Annotated in this window: 9 protein-coding genes; all 9 read left to right on the top strand. The window is 63.6% G+C overall.

Going from position 1 to position 15,820, the window contains the following annotated elements; translation table 11 throughout:
- Positions 1-699: a 50S ribosomal protein L1 gene (rplA, locus tag ACM0PB_RS11540; protein WP_005415407.1), complete on the top strand. Its 699-nt coding sequence runs from the start codon at positions 1-3 to the stop codon at positions 697-699.
- 386 nt (positions 700-1,085) lie between these two features.
- Positions 1,086-1,622 carry a 50S ribosomal protein L10 gene (rplJ, locus tag ACM0PB_RS11535; protein WP_005408203.1) on the top strand — a complete coding sequence of 179 codons (537 nt, stop codon included), beginning with the start codon at positions 1,086-1,088 and terminating at the stop codon, positions 1,620-1,622.
- Between the two features lie 63 nt (positions 1,623-1,685).
- Positions 1,686-2,054 (top strand): 50S ribosomal protein L7/L12, encoded by a 369-nt coding sequence (rplL, locus tag ACM0PB_RS11530; RefSeq protein ID WP_005415408.1) that lies wholly within the window; start codon positions 1,686-1,688, stop codon positions 2,052-2,054.
- Between the two features lie 329 nt (positions 2,055-2,383).
- Positions 2,384-6,538: a DNA-directed RNA polymerase subunit beta gene (gene rpoB, locus ACM0PB_RS11525; protein WP_005415409.1), complete on the top strand. Its 4,155-nt coding sequence runs from the start codon at positions 2,384-2,386 to the stop codon at positions 6,536-6,538.
- An 87-nt stretch (positions 6,539-6,625) separates the two neighbouring features.
- Positions 6,626-10,849: a DNA-directed RNA polymerase subunit beta' gene (gene rpoC, locus ACM0PB_RS11520; protein ID WP_414604520.1), complete on the top strand. Its 4,224-nt coding sequence runs from the start codon at positions 6,626-6,628 to the stop codon at positions 10,847-10,849.
- Positions 10,850-11,133: 284 nt separating this feature from the next.
- Positions 11,134-11,508, top strand: a complete 375-nt coding sequence (rpsL, locus tag ACM0PB_RS11515; RefSeq protein ID WP_004145320.1) for a 30S ribosomal protein S12 — start codon at positions 11,134-11,136, stop codon at positions 11,506-11,508.
- Positions 11,509-11,520: 12 nt separating this feature from the next.
- The gene (gene rpsG, locus ACM0PB_RS11510) at positions 11,521-11,994 is read left to right on the top strand and encodes a 30S ribosomal protein S7 (RefSeq protein WP_004145321.1); all 474 of its coding nucleotides are present in this window, start codon (positions 11,521-11,523) and stop codon (positions 11,992-11,994) included.
- A gap of 141 nt (positions 11,995-12,135) precedes the next feature.
- Positions 12,136-14,277, top strand: coding sequence for an elongation factor G (gene fusA / locus ACM0PB_RS11505; protein WP_049414677.1), 2,142 nt, complete (start codon positions 12,136-12,138; stop codon positions 14,275-14,277).
- A gap of 52 nt (positions 14,278-14,329) precedes the next feature.
- On the top strand, positions 14,330-15,520 hold the full coding sequence (tuf, locus tag ACM0PB_RS11500) for an elongation factor Tu (RefSeq protein WP_065178958.1): 1,191 nt from the start codon (positions 14,330-14,332) through the stop codon (positions 15,518-15,520).
- The last annotated feature ends 300 nt before the right edge of the window (positions 15,521-15,820 follow it).

Here is a 15,820-nt window from a genome sequence, read left to right as displayed (position 1 = left end):
ATGGCACAGACCAAGCGTGAGAAGGCCATCAAGGCCGCCGTCGTTCCGGGCAAGGCATACGCCTTCGAGGACGCGATCAACATCCTGAAGACCGCCACCAAGGCCAAGTTCGTCGAGTCGATCGACGTCGCCGTGCGCCTGGGCGTCGATGCGAAGAAGTCCGACCAGCAGGTCCGTGGCTCCACCGTGCTGCCGGCCGGTACCGGCAAGTCGGTCCGCGTCGCCGTGTTCGCTCCGGCCGGTGCCAAGGCTGACGAAGCCCTGGCTGCTGGCGCCGACGCCGTCGGTATGGATGACCTGGCCGAGAAGATGCAGGCCGGCGATCTGAACTACGATGTCGTCATCGCGACCCCGGACGCCATGCGCGTCGTCGGTAAGCTGGGCACCGTGCTGGGCCCGCGCGGCCTGATGCCGAACCCGAAGGTCGGCACCGTTTCCCCGAACCCGGGTGAAGCCGTGAAGAACGCCAAGTCGGGTCAGGTCCGTTACCGCACCGACAAGGCCGGCATCATCCACTGCACCATCGGCAAGGCCGACTTCGCCGAAGACGCGCTGAAGTCGAACCTGACCGCGCTGCTGCTGGACCTGATCAAGGCCAAGCCGGCCACCTCGAAGGGCACCTACCTGCAGAAGGTTTCGGTCAGCTCGACGATGGGCCCGGGCGTCACCGTCGACCAGTCGTCGCTGACCCTGAAGTAATTGTTTCAAGCGGTCACGGTGCCCCGGGTGCCGTGACCGTGACATTTGAAGGCATCGCTGGCAGTGCATCGCCCGCGGTAGCCGTCAAAGACCGCAGGCGCGGTCGTGGCAATACCGGCGACGGGCATGGAAGCTCGATCTGGCAAGGAGTCGCCGCCGGAGCAGTCAGGAGCGCTTAATCGATTCCCCGGAATCACCCTGCGTAGATGGTGCCCTTCTGGAGTTTTTCTGGTTCACGCACGTCTGGGTTTCCCAGGTTGGCCCACTCCAGGTCTAGAACGGCCCACCCCCGGAACATCATCCCGATGTTCCCGGCGTCCAGGATGGATGCCGCACAGGACCGCACACGGCAGGAGCCGTAAGCGGAGTTCAATAGGAGGAGTGCAATGGCTCTCAATCTGTCCCAGAAGCAAGAAGTAGTCGCCGAGCTGGCAGACGTCGCCGCCAAGGCCCACTCCTTGATCGCAGCCGAATACGCTGGCACCACGGTCGCCCAGATGACCGCGATGCGCAAGCAGGCTCGTGAAACCGGTGTTTTCTTGAAGGTTGTCAAGAACACCCTGGCTTCGCGCGCCGTTGAAGGCACCGAGTTCGCAGTCGCCCAGGACCAGATGGTTGGTCCGCTGCTGTACGCGTTCTCGCTCGAGGAGCCCGGCGCTGCCGGTCGCCTGATCAAGGAAGCCGCCAAGGGCAACGACAAGCTGAAGGCTAAGGTCGTCGCCATCGGTGGTGAAGTGTTCCCGGCGAGCCACGTCGACGTGCTGGCATCGCTGCCGACCCGCGACCAGGCCCTGGCCATGCTGGCCCGCGTCCTGACCGAGCCGGTCACGATGTTTGCCCGCGCCATCAAGGCCGTTGGCGAGAAGCAGGGGGGTGGCGATGTCGCCGCTGACGCTGCCGAGCCGGCCGCCGAGACCGCCTGAGTTTCGACTTACCGTGGTTCCTGACGGAACCTCAATCCAGAAAATCATCCAAAGGTATTAATCATGTCCCTTACCAACGAACAGATCGTCGACGCCATCGCCGAGAAGTCCCTGATGGAAGTGATGGAGCTGGTCAAGGCCATCGAAGAGAAGTTCGGCGTCTCCGCCGCTGCTCCGGTTGCCGTGGCTGCTGCCGCTGGCCCAGCTGCTGCTGTTGAAGAGCAGACCGAATTCGTCGTCACCCTGAAGACTGCCGGCGAGAAGAAGGTCGAAGTCATCAAGGCCGTCCGCGCCATCACCGGCCTGGGCCTGAAGGAAGCGAAGGACCTGGCCGAAGCCGGCGGCGTCCTGAAGGACAACGCTTCGAAGGAAGAAGCCGAGAAGATGAAGAAGGACCTGGAAGCTGCTGGCGCGACTGTCGAAGTCAAGTAAGCAGTTACCTTGCATCGTCACCGATTCGCGGCGATGCAGCCAAGGCTGGGGGCGTAAGCCCCCGGCCTTTGGTCGTTGTTGCGGTGTTGTAGATCCGCGCCATGCGTGGATGTGAAAAAAAGCAGGAAAAAGCCCAACACGGGCTGCAGTCAAACCCCGGCAGGCCAGCGCCGAGCGCGGCAGCGGGGGAGTGGTAGCAGACGAGTTGGCAGTTGGAAGTAGCGGGAGAAGGCGTGCTGGTGCCGGCAATACCAGCGACTTCCAACTGACAATTTCAAGTTCCCTTCGGATCGTGGGCGCACGATCCGCACAACAAGGTGGAAGACCTCATGACGTCCTATTCGTTCACCGAAAAAAAGCGTATCCGCAAGGATTTCGGCAAGCAGCGCTCGATTCTCGAAGTGCCGTTCCTGCTCGCCATCCAGGTGGATTCCTATCGTGAATTCCTGCAGGAAAACGTCGATCCGGCCAAGCGCACGGACCACGGCCTGCACGCTGCGCTGAAGTCGGTCTTCCCGATCGCCAGCTACAGCGGCAACGCTGCCCTGGAATACGTCGGCTACAAGCTGGGCGAACCGGTCTTCGACGAGCGTGAGTGCCGCCAGCGCGGCATGAGCTACGGCGCCCCGCTGCGCGTGACCGTGCGCCTGGTGATCTACGACCGTGAGTCGTCGACCAAGGCCATCAAGTACGTGAAGGAGCAGGAGGTCTATCTGGGCGAAATCCCGCTGATGACCGAGAACGGCACCTTCATCGTCAACGGCACCGAGCGCGTCATCGTCTCCCAGCTGCACCGCTCGCCGGGCGTGTTCTTCGACCACGACCGTGGCAAGACCCACAGCTCGGGCAAGCTGCTGTACAGCGCCCGCATCATTCCCTACCGCGGCTCCTGGCTGGACTTCGAGTTCGACCCGAAGGACGCGCTGTTCACCCGTATCGACCGCCGCCGCAAGCTGCCGGTGTCGATCCTGCTGCGCGCGCTCGGCTACAGCAACGAAGAGATGCTGGCCGAGTTCTTCGAGATCAACACCTTCCACATCAACCCGGATGAAGGCGTCCAGCTGGAGCTGGTGCCGGAGCGCCTGCGTGGCGAGACCCTGGGCTTCGACCTCGCCGACGGCGACAAGGTCATCGTGGAAGCCGGCAAGCGCATCACCGCGCGTCACATCAAGCAGCTGGAAGCCTCGGGCATTGCCGCCCTGGCCGTGCCGGACGACTACATCGTCGGCCGCATCCTGTCGCACGACGTGGTCGATGCCTCGACCGGCGAACTGCTGGCCCAGGCCAACGACGAGATCACGGACGAGCAGCTGCAGGCCTTCCGCAAGGCCGGTGTGGATGCCGTGGGCACCCTGTGGGTGAACGACCTGGATCGTGGCCCGTACCTGTCCAACACCCTGCGTATCGACCCGACCAAGACCCAGCTGGAAGCCCTGGTCGAGATCTACCGCATGATGCGTCCGGGCGAGCCGCCGACCAAGGATGCCGCGCAGAACCTGTTCCACAACCTGTTCTTCACCTTCGAGCGCTACGACCTGTCCGCGGTCGGCCGCATGAAGTTCAACCGTCGCGTGGGCCGCAAGGAAACCACCGGCGAAGCCGTGCTGTACGACAGCAAGTACTTCGGCGAGCGCAACGACGAAGAGTCCAAGCGCCTGGTCGCTGCCCACGGCGAAAGCTCCGACATCCTGGACGTGATCAAGGTCCTGACCGAGATCCGCAACGGTCGCGGCGTGGTCGACGACATCGATCACCTGGGCAACCGTCGCGTGCGTTCGGTCGGCGAAATGGCCGAGAACGTGTTCCGCGTCGGCCTGGTCCGCGTCGAGCGTGCGGTCAAGGAGCGCCTGTCGATGGCCGAGTCGGAAGGCCTGACCCCGCAGGAACTGATCAACGCCAAGCCGGTCGCCGCTGCCATCAAGGAGTTCTTCGGCTCCTCGCAGCTGTCGCAGTTCATGGACCAGAACAACCCGCTGTCGGAAGTGACCCACAAGCGTCGCGTCTCGGCCCTGGGCCCGGGCGGCCTGACCCGTGAGCGCGCCGGCTTCGAAGTGCGCGACGTGCACCCGACCCATTACGGCCGCGTCTGCACCATCGAAACCCCGGAAGGCCCGAACATCGGCCTGATCAACTCGCTGGCCGTGTACGCCCGCACCAACAAGTACGGTTTCCTCGAGACCCCGTACCGCAAGGTCGTGGACGGCAAGGTCTATGACGAAGTCGAGTTCCTGTCGGCCATTGAAGAGAACGAGTACGTCATTGCGCAGGCCAACGCGCTGACCGACGCCAAGGGCACCCTGACCGAGCAGTTCGTTCCGTGCCGCTTCCAGGGCGAATCGCTGCTGAAGCCGCCGGCGGAAGTCCACTTCATGGACGTTTCGCCGATGCAGACCGTCTCTATCGCGGCCGCGCTTGTTCCGTTCCTGGAGCACGATGACGCGAACCGCGCACTGATGGGCGCCAACATGCAGCGTCAGGCCGTGCCGACCCTGCGTTCGCAGAAGCCGCTGGTCGGCACCGGCATCGAGCGCGCCGTGGCGCGTGACTCGGGTGTGACCGTGAACGCCCGTCGTGGTGGTGAGATCGTGCAGATCGACGCGGCCCGCATCGTGGTCAAGGTCAACGAGGAAGAGATCGTTGGCGCCACCGACGCCGGCGTGGACATCTACAACCTGGTCAAGTACACCCGGTCGAACCAGAACACCTGCATCAACCAGCGTCCGCTGGTCCAGGTGGGTGACGTCATCGCCCGCGGCGACGTGCTGGCCGACGGTCCGTCCACCGACATCGGCGAGCTGGCCCTGGGCCAGAACATGCTGATCGCGTTCATGCCGTGGAACGGCTACAACTTCGAAGACTCCATCCTGCTCTCCGAGCGCGTGGTGGAAGAGGATCGCTACACCACGATCCACATCGAAGAGCTGACCTGCGTCGCGCGTGACACCAAGCTGGGGCCGGAGGAAATCTCCGCCGACATCCCGAACGTCTCCGAGCAGGCGCTGAACCGCCTGGACGAGAGCGGCGTGGTGTACATCGGTGCAGAAGTGCGCGCTGGCGACATCCTGGTCGGCAAGGTCACCCCGAAGGGCGAAAGCCAGCTGACCCCGGAAGAGAAGCTGCTGCGCGCGATCTTCGGCGAGAAGGCTTCGGACGTTAAGGACAGCTCGCTGCGCGTTCCGCCGGGCATGGACGGCACCGTCATCGACGTGCAGGTCTTCACCCGCGACGGCATCGAGAAGGACAAGCGCGCGCGCCAGATCGAAGAGTCCGAAATCAAGCGCGTCAAGAAGGACTTCGATGACCAGTTCCGCATCCTGGAAGCGGCCATCTACATGCGTCTGCGTTCGCAGATCGTGGGCAAGGTGGTCAATGGTGGTGCTGGCCTGAAGAAGGGTGACGTGATCACCGACGCCTTCCTCGACGGCCTGAAGAAGTCTGACTGGTTCGCCCTGCGCATGAAGGACGAGGACGCCTCGGAAGCCATCGAGCGCGCCCAGAAGCAGATCCAGGCGCACGAGAAGGAATTCGAGCGTCGCTTCGCCGACAAGCGCGGCAAGATCACCGCGGGCGACGACCTCGCCCCGGGCGTGCTGAAGATGGTCAAGGTGTTCCTGGCGGTGAAGCGCCGCATCCAGCCGGGTGACAAGATGGCAGGCCGCCACGGCAACAAGGGTGTGGTGTCCAACGTGGTGCCGGTCGAGGACATGCCGTACATGGCCTCGGGCGAGACCGTGGACATCGTGCTGAACCCGCTGGGCGTGCCGTCGCGTATGAACATCGGCCAGATCCTGGAAGTGCACCTGGGCTGGGCCGCCAAGGGTCTGGGTCGCAAGATCCAGGCGATGCTGGAAGCCCAGGCGGCGGTCGCCGACCTGCGCAAGTTCCTGGACGACATCTACAACCACGACGACACCAACGTGGCCAACCGTGTCGACCTGTCGCAGTTCAGCGACGAGGAGCTGCTGCGCCTGGCCCGCAACCTGACCGACGGCGTGCCGATGGCCACCCCGGTGTTCGACGGCGCCACCGAAGCGGAAATCAAGCGCATGCTGGAACTGGCCGACCTGCCGAGCAGTGGCCAGACCCAGCTGTACGACGGCCGCACCGGTGAAGCCTTCGACCGCCATACCACCGTCGGTTACATGCACTACCTGAAGCTGAACCACCTGGTCGACGACAAGATGCACGCCCGTTCGACCGGTCCGTACTCGCTCGTCACCCAGCAGCCGCTGGGCGGCAAGGCGCAGTTCGGCGGCCAGCGCTTCGGTGAAATGGAAGTCTGGGCGCTGGAAGCCTACGGCGCGGCCTACACCCTGCAGGAAATGCTGACGGTGAAGTCCGATGACGTGCAGGGCCGCAACCAGATGTACAAGAACATCGTCGACGGCGAGCACGAGATGGTCGCGGGCATGCCGGAATCCTTCAACGTGCTCGTGAAGGAAATCCGCTCGCTGGCCATCAACATGGAACTGGAAGACAACTGATCCATGCCGGCGCGGCGGTCCGCCGCCGCGCCGCTGGCAGTGAACTGAAAGCCCATCGACACAGCATTCCTCCTTCTGGAGAACACCATGAAAGACCTGCTCAACCTCTTCAACCAGCAGCGCCAGACGCTGGACTTCGACGCGATCAAGATCGCGCTGGCCTCGCCGGACCTGATCCGTTCGTGGTCCTTCGGCGAAGTGAAGAAGCCGGAAACCATCAACTACCGTACCTTCAAGCCGGAACGCGACGGCCTGTTCTGCGCCGCCATCTTCGGCCCGGTGAAGGACTACGAGTGCCTGTGCGGCAAGTACAAGCGCATGAAGCACCGCGGCGTGGTCTGCGAAAAGTGCGGTACCGAAGTGACCCTGGCCAAGGTGCGCCGCGAGCGCATGGGCCACATCGACCTGGCCTCGCCGGTCGCGCACATCTGGTTCCTCAAGTCGCTGCCGTCGCGCATCGGCCTGATGCTGGACATGACCCTGCGCGACATCGAGCGCGTGCTGTACTTCGAAGCGTACGTGGTGACCGAGCCGGGCCTGACCGCCCTGGAGCGCCGCCAGCTGCTGACCGAGGAACAGTACCTGCAGGCGCGCCAGGAACACGGTGACGACTTCGACGCCGCCATGGGCGCCGAGGCCGTCTACGAACTGCTGCGCACGATCGACCTGCAGTCCGAGATGACCCGCCTGCGCGAGGAAATCGCCGCTACCGGTTCGGAAACCAAGCTCAAGCGCCTCACCAAGCGCATCAAGCTGATCGAAGCCTTCCTGGAATCGGGCAACCGTCCGGAATGGATGGTCATGACCGTGCTGCCGGTGCTGCCGCCGGACCTGCGTCCGCTGGTCCCGCTGGATGGCGGCCGCTTCGCGACCTCCGACCTGAACGACCTGTACCGCCGCGTCATCAACCGCAACAACCGCCTGCGCCGCCTGCTCGAACTGAGCGCGCCGGACATCATCGTGCGCAATGAAAAGCGCATGCTGCAGGAATCGGTCGATGCACTGCTGGACAACGGCCGCCGCGGTCGTGCCATCACCGGCACCAACAAGCGCCCGCTGAAGTCGCTGGCCGACATGATCAAGGGCAAGCAGGGCCGCTTCCGCCAGAACCTGCTCGGCAAGCGCGTCGACTACTCGGGCCGTTCGGTCATCGTGGTCGGCCCGTACCTGCGCCTGCACCAGTGCGGCCTGCCGAAGAAGATGGCGCTTGAGCTGTTCAAGCCGTTCGTCTTCGCCAAGCTGCAGCGTCGTGGCCTGGCCACCACCATCAAGGCTGCCAAGAAGCTGGTCGAGCGCGAAGAAGCCGAAGTCTGGGACATCCTGGAAGAGGTCATCCGCGAGCATCCGGTGATGCTGAACCGTGCGCCGACCCTGCACCGCCTGGGCATCCAGGCGTTCGAGCCGGTACTGATCGAGGGCAAGGCCATCCAGCTGCACCCGCTGGTCTGCACCGCGTTCAACGCCGACTTCGACGGTGACCAGATGGCCGTCCACGTGCCGCTCTCGCTGGAAGCCCAGCTGGAAGCGCGTGCGCTGATGATGTCGACCAACAACATCCTGTCGCCGGCCAACGGCGAGCCGATCATCGTGCCGTCGCAGGACGTCGTGCTGGGTCTGTACTACATGACCCGCTCGCTGGAGAACAAGAAGGGCGAGGGCATGGCCTTCGCCAACATCGCCGAAGTCAAGCGCGCCTACGACAACCGCGTGGTGGAACTGCACGCCAAGGTCAAGGTCCGCATCACCGAGGTGGTGACCGACGAAGACGGCAACAAGCAGAACAAGACCTCGATCGTGGACACCACGATCGGTCGCGCCCTGCTGGCTGAAATCCTGCCGGAAGGCCTGCCGTTCGCGCTGGCCAATGTCGAGCTGACCAAGAAGAACATCAGCCGCCTGATCAACTCCAGCTACCGCCAGCTCGGCCTGAAGGACACGGTCGTGTTCGCCGACAAGCTGATGTACACCGGCTTCGCCTATGCGACCCGCGCCGGCGTCTCGATCGGCATCGACGACATGCTGATCCCGGACGAGAAGAAGGGCATCCTCACCGAGGCCGAAGCCGAAGTGCTGGAAATCCAGGAGCAGTACCAGTCGGGCCTGGTCACCGCCGGCGAGCGCTACAACAAGGTGGTCGACATCTGGTCGCGCACCAACGAGCGCATCGCCAAGGCGATGATGGACACCATCGGTACCGAGAAGGTCGTCAATGCCAAGGGCGAGACCATCGACCAGAAGTCGATGAACTCGCTGTACATCATGGCCGACTCCGGTGCGCGTGGTTCGCAGGCGCAGATCCGTCAGCTGGCCGGCATGCGTGGCCTGATGGCCCGCCCGGACGGCTCGATCATCGAGACGCCCATCAAGGCGAACTTCCGCGAAGGCCTGAACGTGCAGGAGTACTTCAACTCCACCCACGGTGCCCGTAAGGGTCTGGCCGATACCGCGCTGAAGACCGCGAACTCGGGTTACCTGACCCGTCGCCTGGTCGACGTGGCGCAGGACGTGGTGATCACCGAAGTGGATTGCGGTACCACCGAAGGCCTGATCATGACCCCGATCGTGGAAGGCGGCGACGTGGTCGAGCCGCTGAAGGATCGCGTGCTGGGCCGCGTGGTTGCCGAGGACGTGTTCCTGCCGGGCAACGACGAAGATCCGATCGTCACCCGCAACACCCTGCTGGACGAAGCCTGGGTTGCCAAGCTGGAAGATGCCGGCGTGCAGACCATCAAGGTCCGCTCGACCATCTCCTGTGAATCGGCCTTCGGTGTCTGCTCGCGCTGCTACGGCCGCGACCTGGCGCGTGGCCACCTGGTCAACATCGGTGAAGCGGTCGGCGTCATCGCCGCCCAGTCCATCGGTGAGCCGGGTACCCAGCTGACCATGCGTACGTTCCACATCGGTGGTGCGGCGTCGCGAGCTGCTGCGGTCGACAACATCACCGTCAAGACCACCGGCTCGGTCAAGTTCAGCAACCTCAAGTCCGTGGAGCACGCCAACGGCTCGCTGGTGGCGGTGTCGCGCTCGGGCGAAATCTCGGTGCTCGATGCGCACGGCCGTGAGCGTGAGCGTTACAAGCTGCCGTACGGTGCAACCATCACGTCCAAGGACGGTGATGCGATCAAGGCTGGCCAGACCGTGGCCAACTGGGATCCGCATAACCACCCGATCGTGTCGGAAGTGGCCGGCTTCATCCGCTTCATCGACTTCGTCGACGGCGTCACCGTCATCGAGAAGACCGACGAGCTGACCGGCCTGGCCTCGCGCGAAATCACCGATCCGAAGCGTCGTGGTACCCAGGCCAAGGACCTGCGCCCGATCGTGCGCATCGTCGACGCCAAGGGCAACGACCTGTCGATCCCGGGCACCGACCTGCCGGCGCAGTACCTGCTGCCGCCGCGTTCGATCGTCAACCTGCAGGACGGCGCCCCGGTGGGCGTGGGCGACGTCGTCGCCAAGATCCCGCAGGAAGCGTCGAAGACCCGCGACATCACCGGTGGTCTGCCGCGCGTGGCCGACCTGTTCGAAGCGCGCAAGCCGAAGGATCCGGCGGTGCTGGCCGAGCGTTCGGGCATCATCAGCTTCGGCAAGGACACCAAGGGCAAGCAGCGCCTGATCATCAAGGACACCGATGGTTCGGAGCACGAAGAGCTGATCCCGAAGTACCGCCAGGTCATCGTGTTCGAAGGCGAGCATGTCACCAAGGGTGAAACCATCGTGGACGGCGAGCCGAGCCCGCAGGACATCCTGCGCCTGCTGGGTGTCGAGCCGCTGGCTGCCTACCTGGTCAAGGAAATCCAGGACGTGTACCGCCTGCAGGGCGTGAAGATCAACGACAAGCACATCGAGGTGATCACCCGCCAGATGCTGCGCAAGGTCGAGATCACCGACCAGGGCAGCAGCAAGTTCCTGAACGGCGAACAGGTGGAGCGCCAGCGCATTATCGAGGAGAATGCGCGCCTGTCGACCCGCAACGAACTGCCGGCGCGCTTCGATCCGGTTCTGCTGGGTATCACCAAGGCCTCGCTGGCGACCGAATCGTTCATCTCGGCGGCCTCCTTCCAGGAGACCACCCGAGTGCTGACCGAGGCTGCCGTCCGCGGTACCAAGGACAACCTGCGTGGCCTGAAGGAAAACGTCATCGTCGGCCGCCTGATTCCGGCCGGTACCGGCCTGTCCTACCACAGCAGCCGCCGTCGCGGCGCTTCCGGTCTCACCGACTCGGAAATGCAGACCCTGGCCGGCACCCCGGCTGCGGTCGAGTCCCCGGTGGTTGAAGCCGAAGCTGAACAGGCCTCGGGCGAAGAATGAGGTATCCGGTCCGGCCGCAAGGCCGGACCACCCCGTCGGTCCATCGATGGGATTGGGAAAGGGCAGGGGAGATCGTCCGCGATCGACCCAGCCAACCTGAACGGGGTACATGGAGGCCCCCCAGTAACGTCCCGGGATCAGGGACGGGCTTGACAGGAGGCGTTTGACTGCTTTCCTTGCAGGTTGCTACAATCGTCTGTCTCAGCAGGCCAAAATTTCGGCCTGCTTTAACATTTCCGCATCTCTGGCCGGATTTTCCGGCCACCAATCAGAAGAACCTACTGATGGCGACGATCAACCAGCTGGTCCGCAAGCCGCGGCAAGCGACCACCTACAAGAGTGCCTCGCCGGCGCTCGACAAGTGCCCGCAGCGCCGTGGCGTCTGCACCCGTGTCTACACCACCACTCCGAAGAAGCCGAACTCGGCTCTGCGCAAGGTTGCCAAGGTCCGCCTGACCAACCAGGAAGAAGTGATTTCCTACATCGGTGGTGAAGGCCACAACCTGCAGGAGCACTCCGTGGTCCTGATCCGCGGCGGTCGCGTCAAGGACCTGCCGGGTGTGCGTTACCACACCGTTCGTGGCTCGCTCGACGCCGCCGGCGTTGCCAAGCGTCGCCAGGCCCGTTCCAAGTACGGCGCCAAGCGTCCGAAGGCATAAGGAGAGAGCACTATGTCGCGTAAGGGTAATACTCCGCAGCGTTCCGTCCTGCCCGATCCGAAGCACGGAAGCGAAACCATCGCCCGTTTCATCAACATGGTCATGCAGAGCGGCAAGAAGTCCGTCGCCGAAAAGATCGTGTACGGCGCCATGGACGTGATCACCGAGAAGAACAGCAGCGCCAACGCCATTGAACTGGTGCAGAAGGCTCTGGACAACGTCGCTCCGGCGGTCGAAGTCAAGTCGCGCCGCGTCGGTGGTGCCACCTACCAGGTGCCGGTCGAAGTGCGTTCGTCGCGCAAGATGGCCCTGGCCATGCGCTGGTTGATCGACTCCGCGCGCAAGCGTGGTGAGAACACCATGCCGAAGAAGCTGGCTGCTGAACTGATCGACGCCTCGGAAAACCGCGGCGGCGCCATCAAGAAGCGCGAAGAAACCCACCGCATGGCCGAAGCCAACAAGGCATTCGCCCACTACCGCTGGTGAGTTTGACGGCCTTGTAAAACAGGCAGGGCAGCACCACTTCGGTGCGTGCTGCCTCGCGGTCCCAGAAGGACTGCGCCAATCCGAAGGCCGCCGAAAGGCGGCGTTCGGCCATCCGAAATCCAAGAAATCTGAGAGGCTCCCGTGGCCCGTTCCACTCCCATCGAGCGTTACCGTAACTTCGGCATCATGGCTCACATCGATGCCGGCAAGACCACCACGTCCGAGCGCATCCTGTTCTACACCGGCAAGAGCCACAAGATCGGTGAAGTGCACGACGGCGCCGCCACCATGGACTGGATGGAGCAGGAGCAGGAGCGTGGCATCACGATCCAGTCCGCTGCCACCACCGCGTTCTGGAAGGGCATGGACAAGTCCCTGCCGGAGCACCGCTTCAACATCATCGACACCCCCGGGCACGTCGACTTCACCATCGAAGTGGAGCGTTCGCTGCGCGTGCTCGACGGTGCCGTCTTCGTCCTGTGCGCCGTCGGTGGCGTGCAGCCGCAGTCGGAAACCGTGTGGCGCCAGGCCAACAAGTACCACGTGCCGCGCATCGCGTTCGTCAACAAGATGGACCGCACCGGTGCCAACTTCCAGAAGGTCGTCGGCCAGCTGAAGGCCAAGCTGGGTGCGGTTGCCGTGCCGATGCAGCTGCCGATCGGCGCTGAAGACAACTTCAAGGGCGTCGTCGACCTGCTGAAGATGAAGGCCATCCACTGGGATGAAGCTTCGCAGGGCATGAAGTTCGAATACAGCGACATCCCGGCCGAACTGCAGGGCCCAGCGGAAGAAGCTCGCCAGTTCATGGTCGAGACCGCTGCCGAAGCCAGCGAAGAGCTGATGGAAAAGTACCTGGGCGGCGAAGAGCTGGCCGAGGCTGAAATCATCAACGCGCTGCGTACCCGCACCCTGGCCACCGAAATCGTGCCGATGTACTGCGGCTCGGCCTTCAAGAACAAGGGCGTGCAGGCCATGCTGGACGGCGTGATCCAGCTGCTGCCGTCGCCGGTCGACGTGCCGGACGTGAAGGGCGTGGACGTTGACGACGACACCGTCGAAATGACCCGCAAGTCGGACGACAAGGCTCCGTTCTCGTCGCTGGCCTTCAAGATCATCACCGACCCGTTCGTCGGCGCGCTGACCTTCTTCCGTGTCTACTCGGGCACCCTGAACGGTGGCGACACCGTGCTGAACTCGGTGAAGGGCAAGAAGGAGCGCATCGGCCGCATCCTGCAGATGCACTCGAACAACCGCGAGGAAATCAAGGAAGTTCTGGCTGGTGACATCGCCGCTGCCGTGGGTCTGAAGGACACCACCACCGGTGACACCCTGTGCGCCGTGGACGCCCCGATCATCCTGGAGCGCATGACGTTCCCGGAGCCGGTGATCTCGATGGCCGTCGAGCCGAAGACCAAGTCGGACCAGGAAAAGATGGGCCTGGCCCTGGGCCGCCTGGCGCAGGAAGATCCGTCGTTCCGCGTCAAGACCGACGAAGAATCCGGCCAGACCATCATCTCGGGCATGGGCGAGCTGCACCTGGACATCATCGTTGACCGCCTGAAGCGCGAGTTCAACGTTGAAGCCAACGTCGGTGCGCCGCAGGTGGCCTACCGCGAAACCATCACCCTGGCCGACGTCAAGTCGGACTACAAGCACGCCAAGCAGTCCGGTGGTAAGGGTCAGTACGGTCACGTCGTGATCGAACTGTCGCCGATCACTGCTGCCGACCGTGCCGATCCGAAGATCGCTCCGATGATCAAGGACGACTTCCTGTTCATCAACGACATCACCGGCGGCGTGATCCCGAAGGAATTCATCCCGTCGGTCGAGAAGGGGCTGCGCGAAACCATCACCAGCGGCCCGCTGGCTGGCTTCCCGGTCGTGGACGTCAAGGTGAAGCTGGTGTTCGGTTCGTACCACGACGTCGACTCCTCGGAAATGGCGTTCAAGCTGGCTTCGTCGATGGCCTTCAAGCAGGGCTTCGCCAAGGCCAAGCCGGTGCTGCTGGAGCCGATCATGAAGGTCGAGATCGTGACCCCGGAGGATTACCAGGGTGACGTGATGGGCGACGTCAGCCGTCGTCGCGGCGTGCTGCAGGGTTCCGACACCACCGGTGACGGTTCGGCCAGCATCATCAACGCGATGATCCCGCTGGGTGAAATGTTCGGCTACGCCACTGCACTGCGTTCGCAGACCCAGGGCCGCGCCACTTTCACCATGGAATTCGATCACTACGAGCCGGCTCCGACCAACATCGCCGAAGCCGTCATGAAGAAGGGCTGAGCCTCGCTCAGCCTCTCTTGAAACCACTTACGAACAATCAAGGTATAGAACAATGGCAAAGGGTAAGTTCGAACGCACCAAGCCGCACGTCAACGTCGGCACCATCGGTCACGTCGACCACGGCAAGACCACGCTGACCGCCGCACTGACCAAGATCGGTGCCGAGCGCTTCGGTGGCGAGTTCAAGGACTACTCCTCGATCGACGCCGCGCCGGAAGAAAAGGCGCGTGGCATCACGATCTCGACCGCGCACGTCGAATACGAATCCCCGACCCGTCACTACGCCCACGTTGACTGCCCGGGCCACGCTGACTACGTCAAGAACATGATCACCGGTGCCGCCCAGATGGACGGCGCGATCCTGGTGTGCTCGGCCGCTGACGGCCCGATGCCGCAGACCCGTGAGCACATCCTGCTGTCGCGCCAGGTCGGCGTGCCGTACATCGTCGTGTTCCTGAACAAGGCCGACATGGTGGACGACGCCGAGCTGCTCGAGCTGGTCGAGATGGAAGTGCGCGAGCTGCTGAGCAAGTACGAGTTCCCGGGCGACGACACCCCGATCATCGCCGGTTCGGCCCGTCTGGCGCTGGAAGGCGACCAGAGCGACATCGGCGTGCCGGCCATCCTGAAGCTGGTCGACGCGCTGGACAGCTGGATTCCGGAGCCGGAGCGTGCGATCGACAAGCCGTTCCTGATGCCGGTGGAAGACGTGTTCTCGATCTCGGGCCGCGGCACCGTGGTGACCGGTCGTATCGAGCGCGGCGTGATCAAGGTTGGCGACGAAATCGAAATCGTCGGCATCCGTCCGGTGCAGAAGACCACCGTGACCGGCGTTGAAATGTTCCGCAAGCTGCTGGACCAGGGTCAGGCAGGCGACAACGCTGGCCTGCTGCTGCGCGGCACCAAGCGTGACGACGTCGAGCGTGGCCAGGTGCTGGCCAAGCCGGGCACGATCAAGCCGCACACCAAGTTCGAAGGCGAAGTGTACGTGCTGTCGAAGGACGAGGGCGGCCGCCACACCCCGTTCTTCAACGGCTACCGTCCGCAGTTCTACTTCCGCACCACCGACATCACCGGCGCCGCCAAGCTGCCGGAAGGCGTCGAAATGGTGATGCCGGGTGACAACGTCAAGATGGAAGTCACCCTGATCAACCCGGTGGCCATGGACGAAGGTCTGCGCTTCGCCATCCGCGAAGGCGGCCGTACCGTCGGCGCCGGCGTGGTCTCGAAGATCATCGAGTAATCTGGTAGTATCAGCGCCCCGATGTTGCCTGGGTAGGGCATCGGGGCGTATCAAATGGGAAAGCAGGCACAGGATGTGCCTTGTGTTCCCCGGACCAGGAAGGGTCAATGCCATTCAGGCGGCGTCAACAGGCGACTGTTGACAGCTGCCTTGCGTGCCATTATGCTTCTACGTCTGGGCAGGCCGGGTAACTGGTCTGCCTACGTTTTTGAGGTCCATGGATTGACCTTGGCGGCCTGCAGGACTGCGGGCCGTCCGTATTCAGGAATTTCATGGGACAAAGCAACCCAGAGGCTTTGT

Source organism: Stenotrophomonas sp. AR029 (assembly GCF_047520695.2).
Lineage (GTDB): Bacteria > Pseudomonadota > Gammaproteobacteria > Xanthomonadales > Xanthomonadaceae > Stenotrophomonas > Stenotrophomonas sepilia.
Note: the sequence above shows the minus strand (reverse complement) of the source record. Positions and strands in the feature narration are given on the sequence as shown.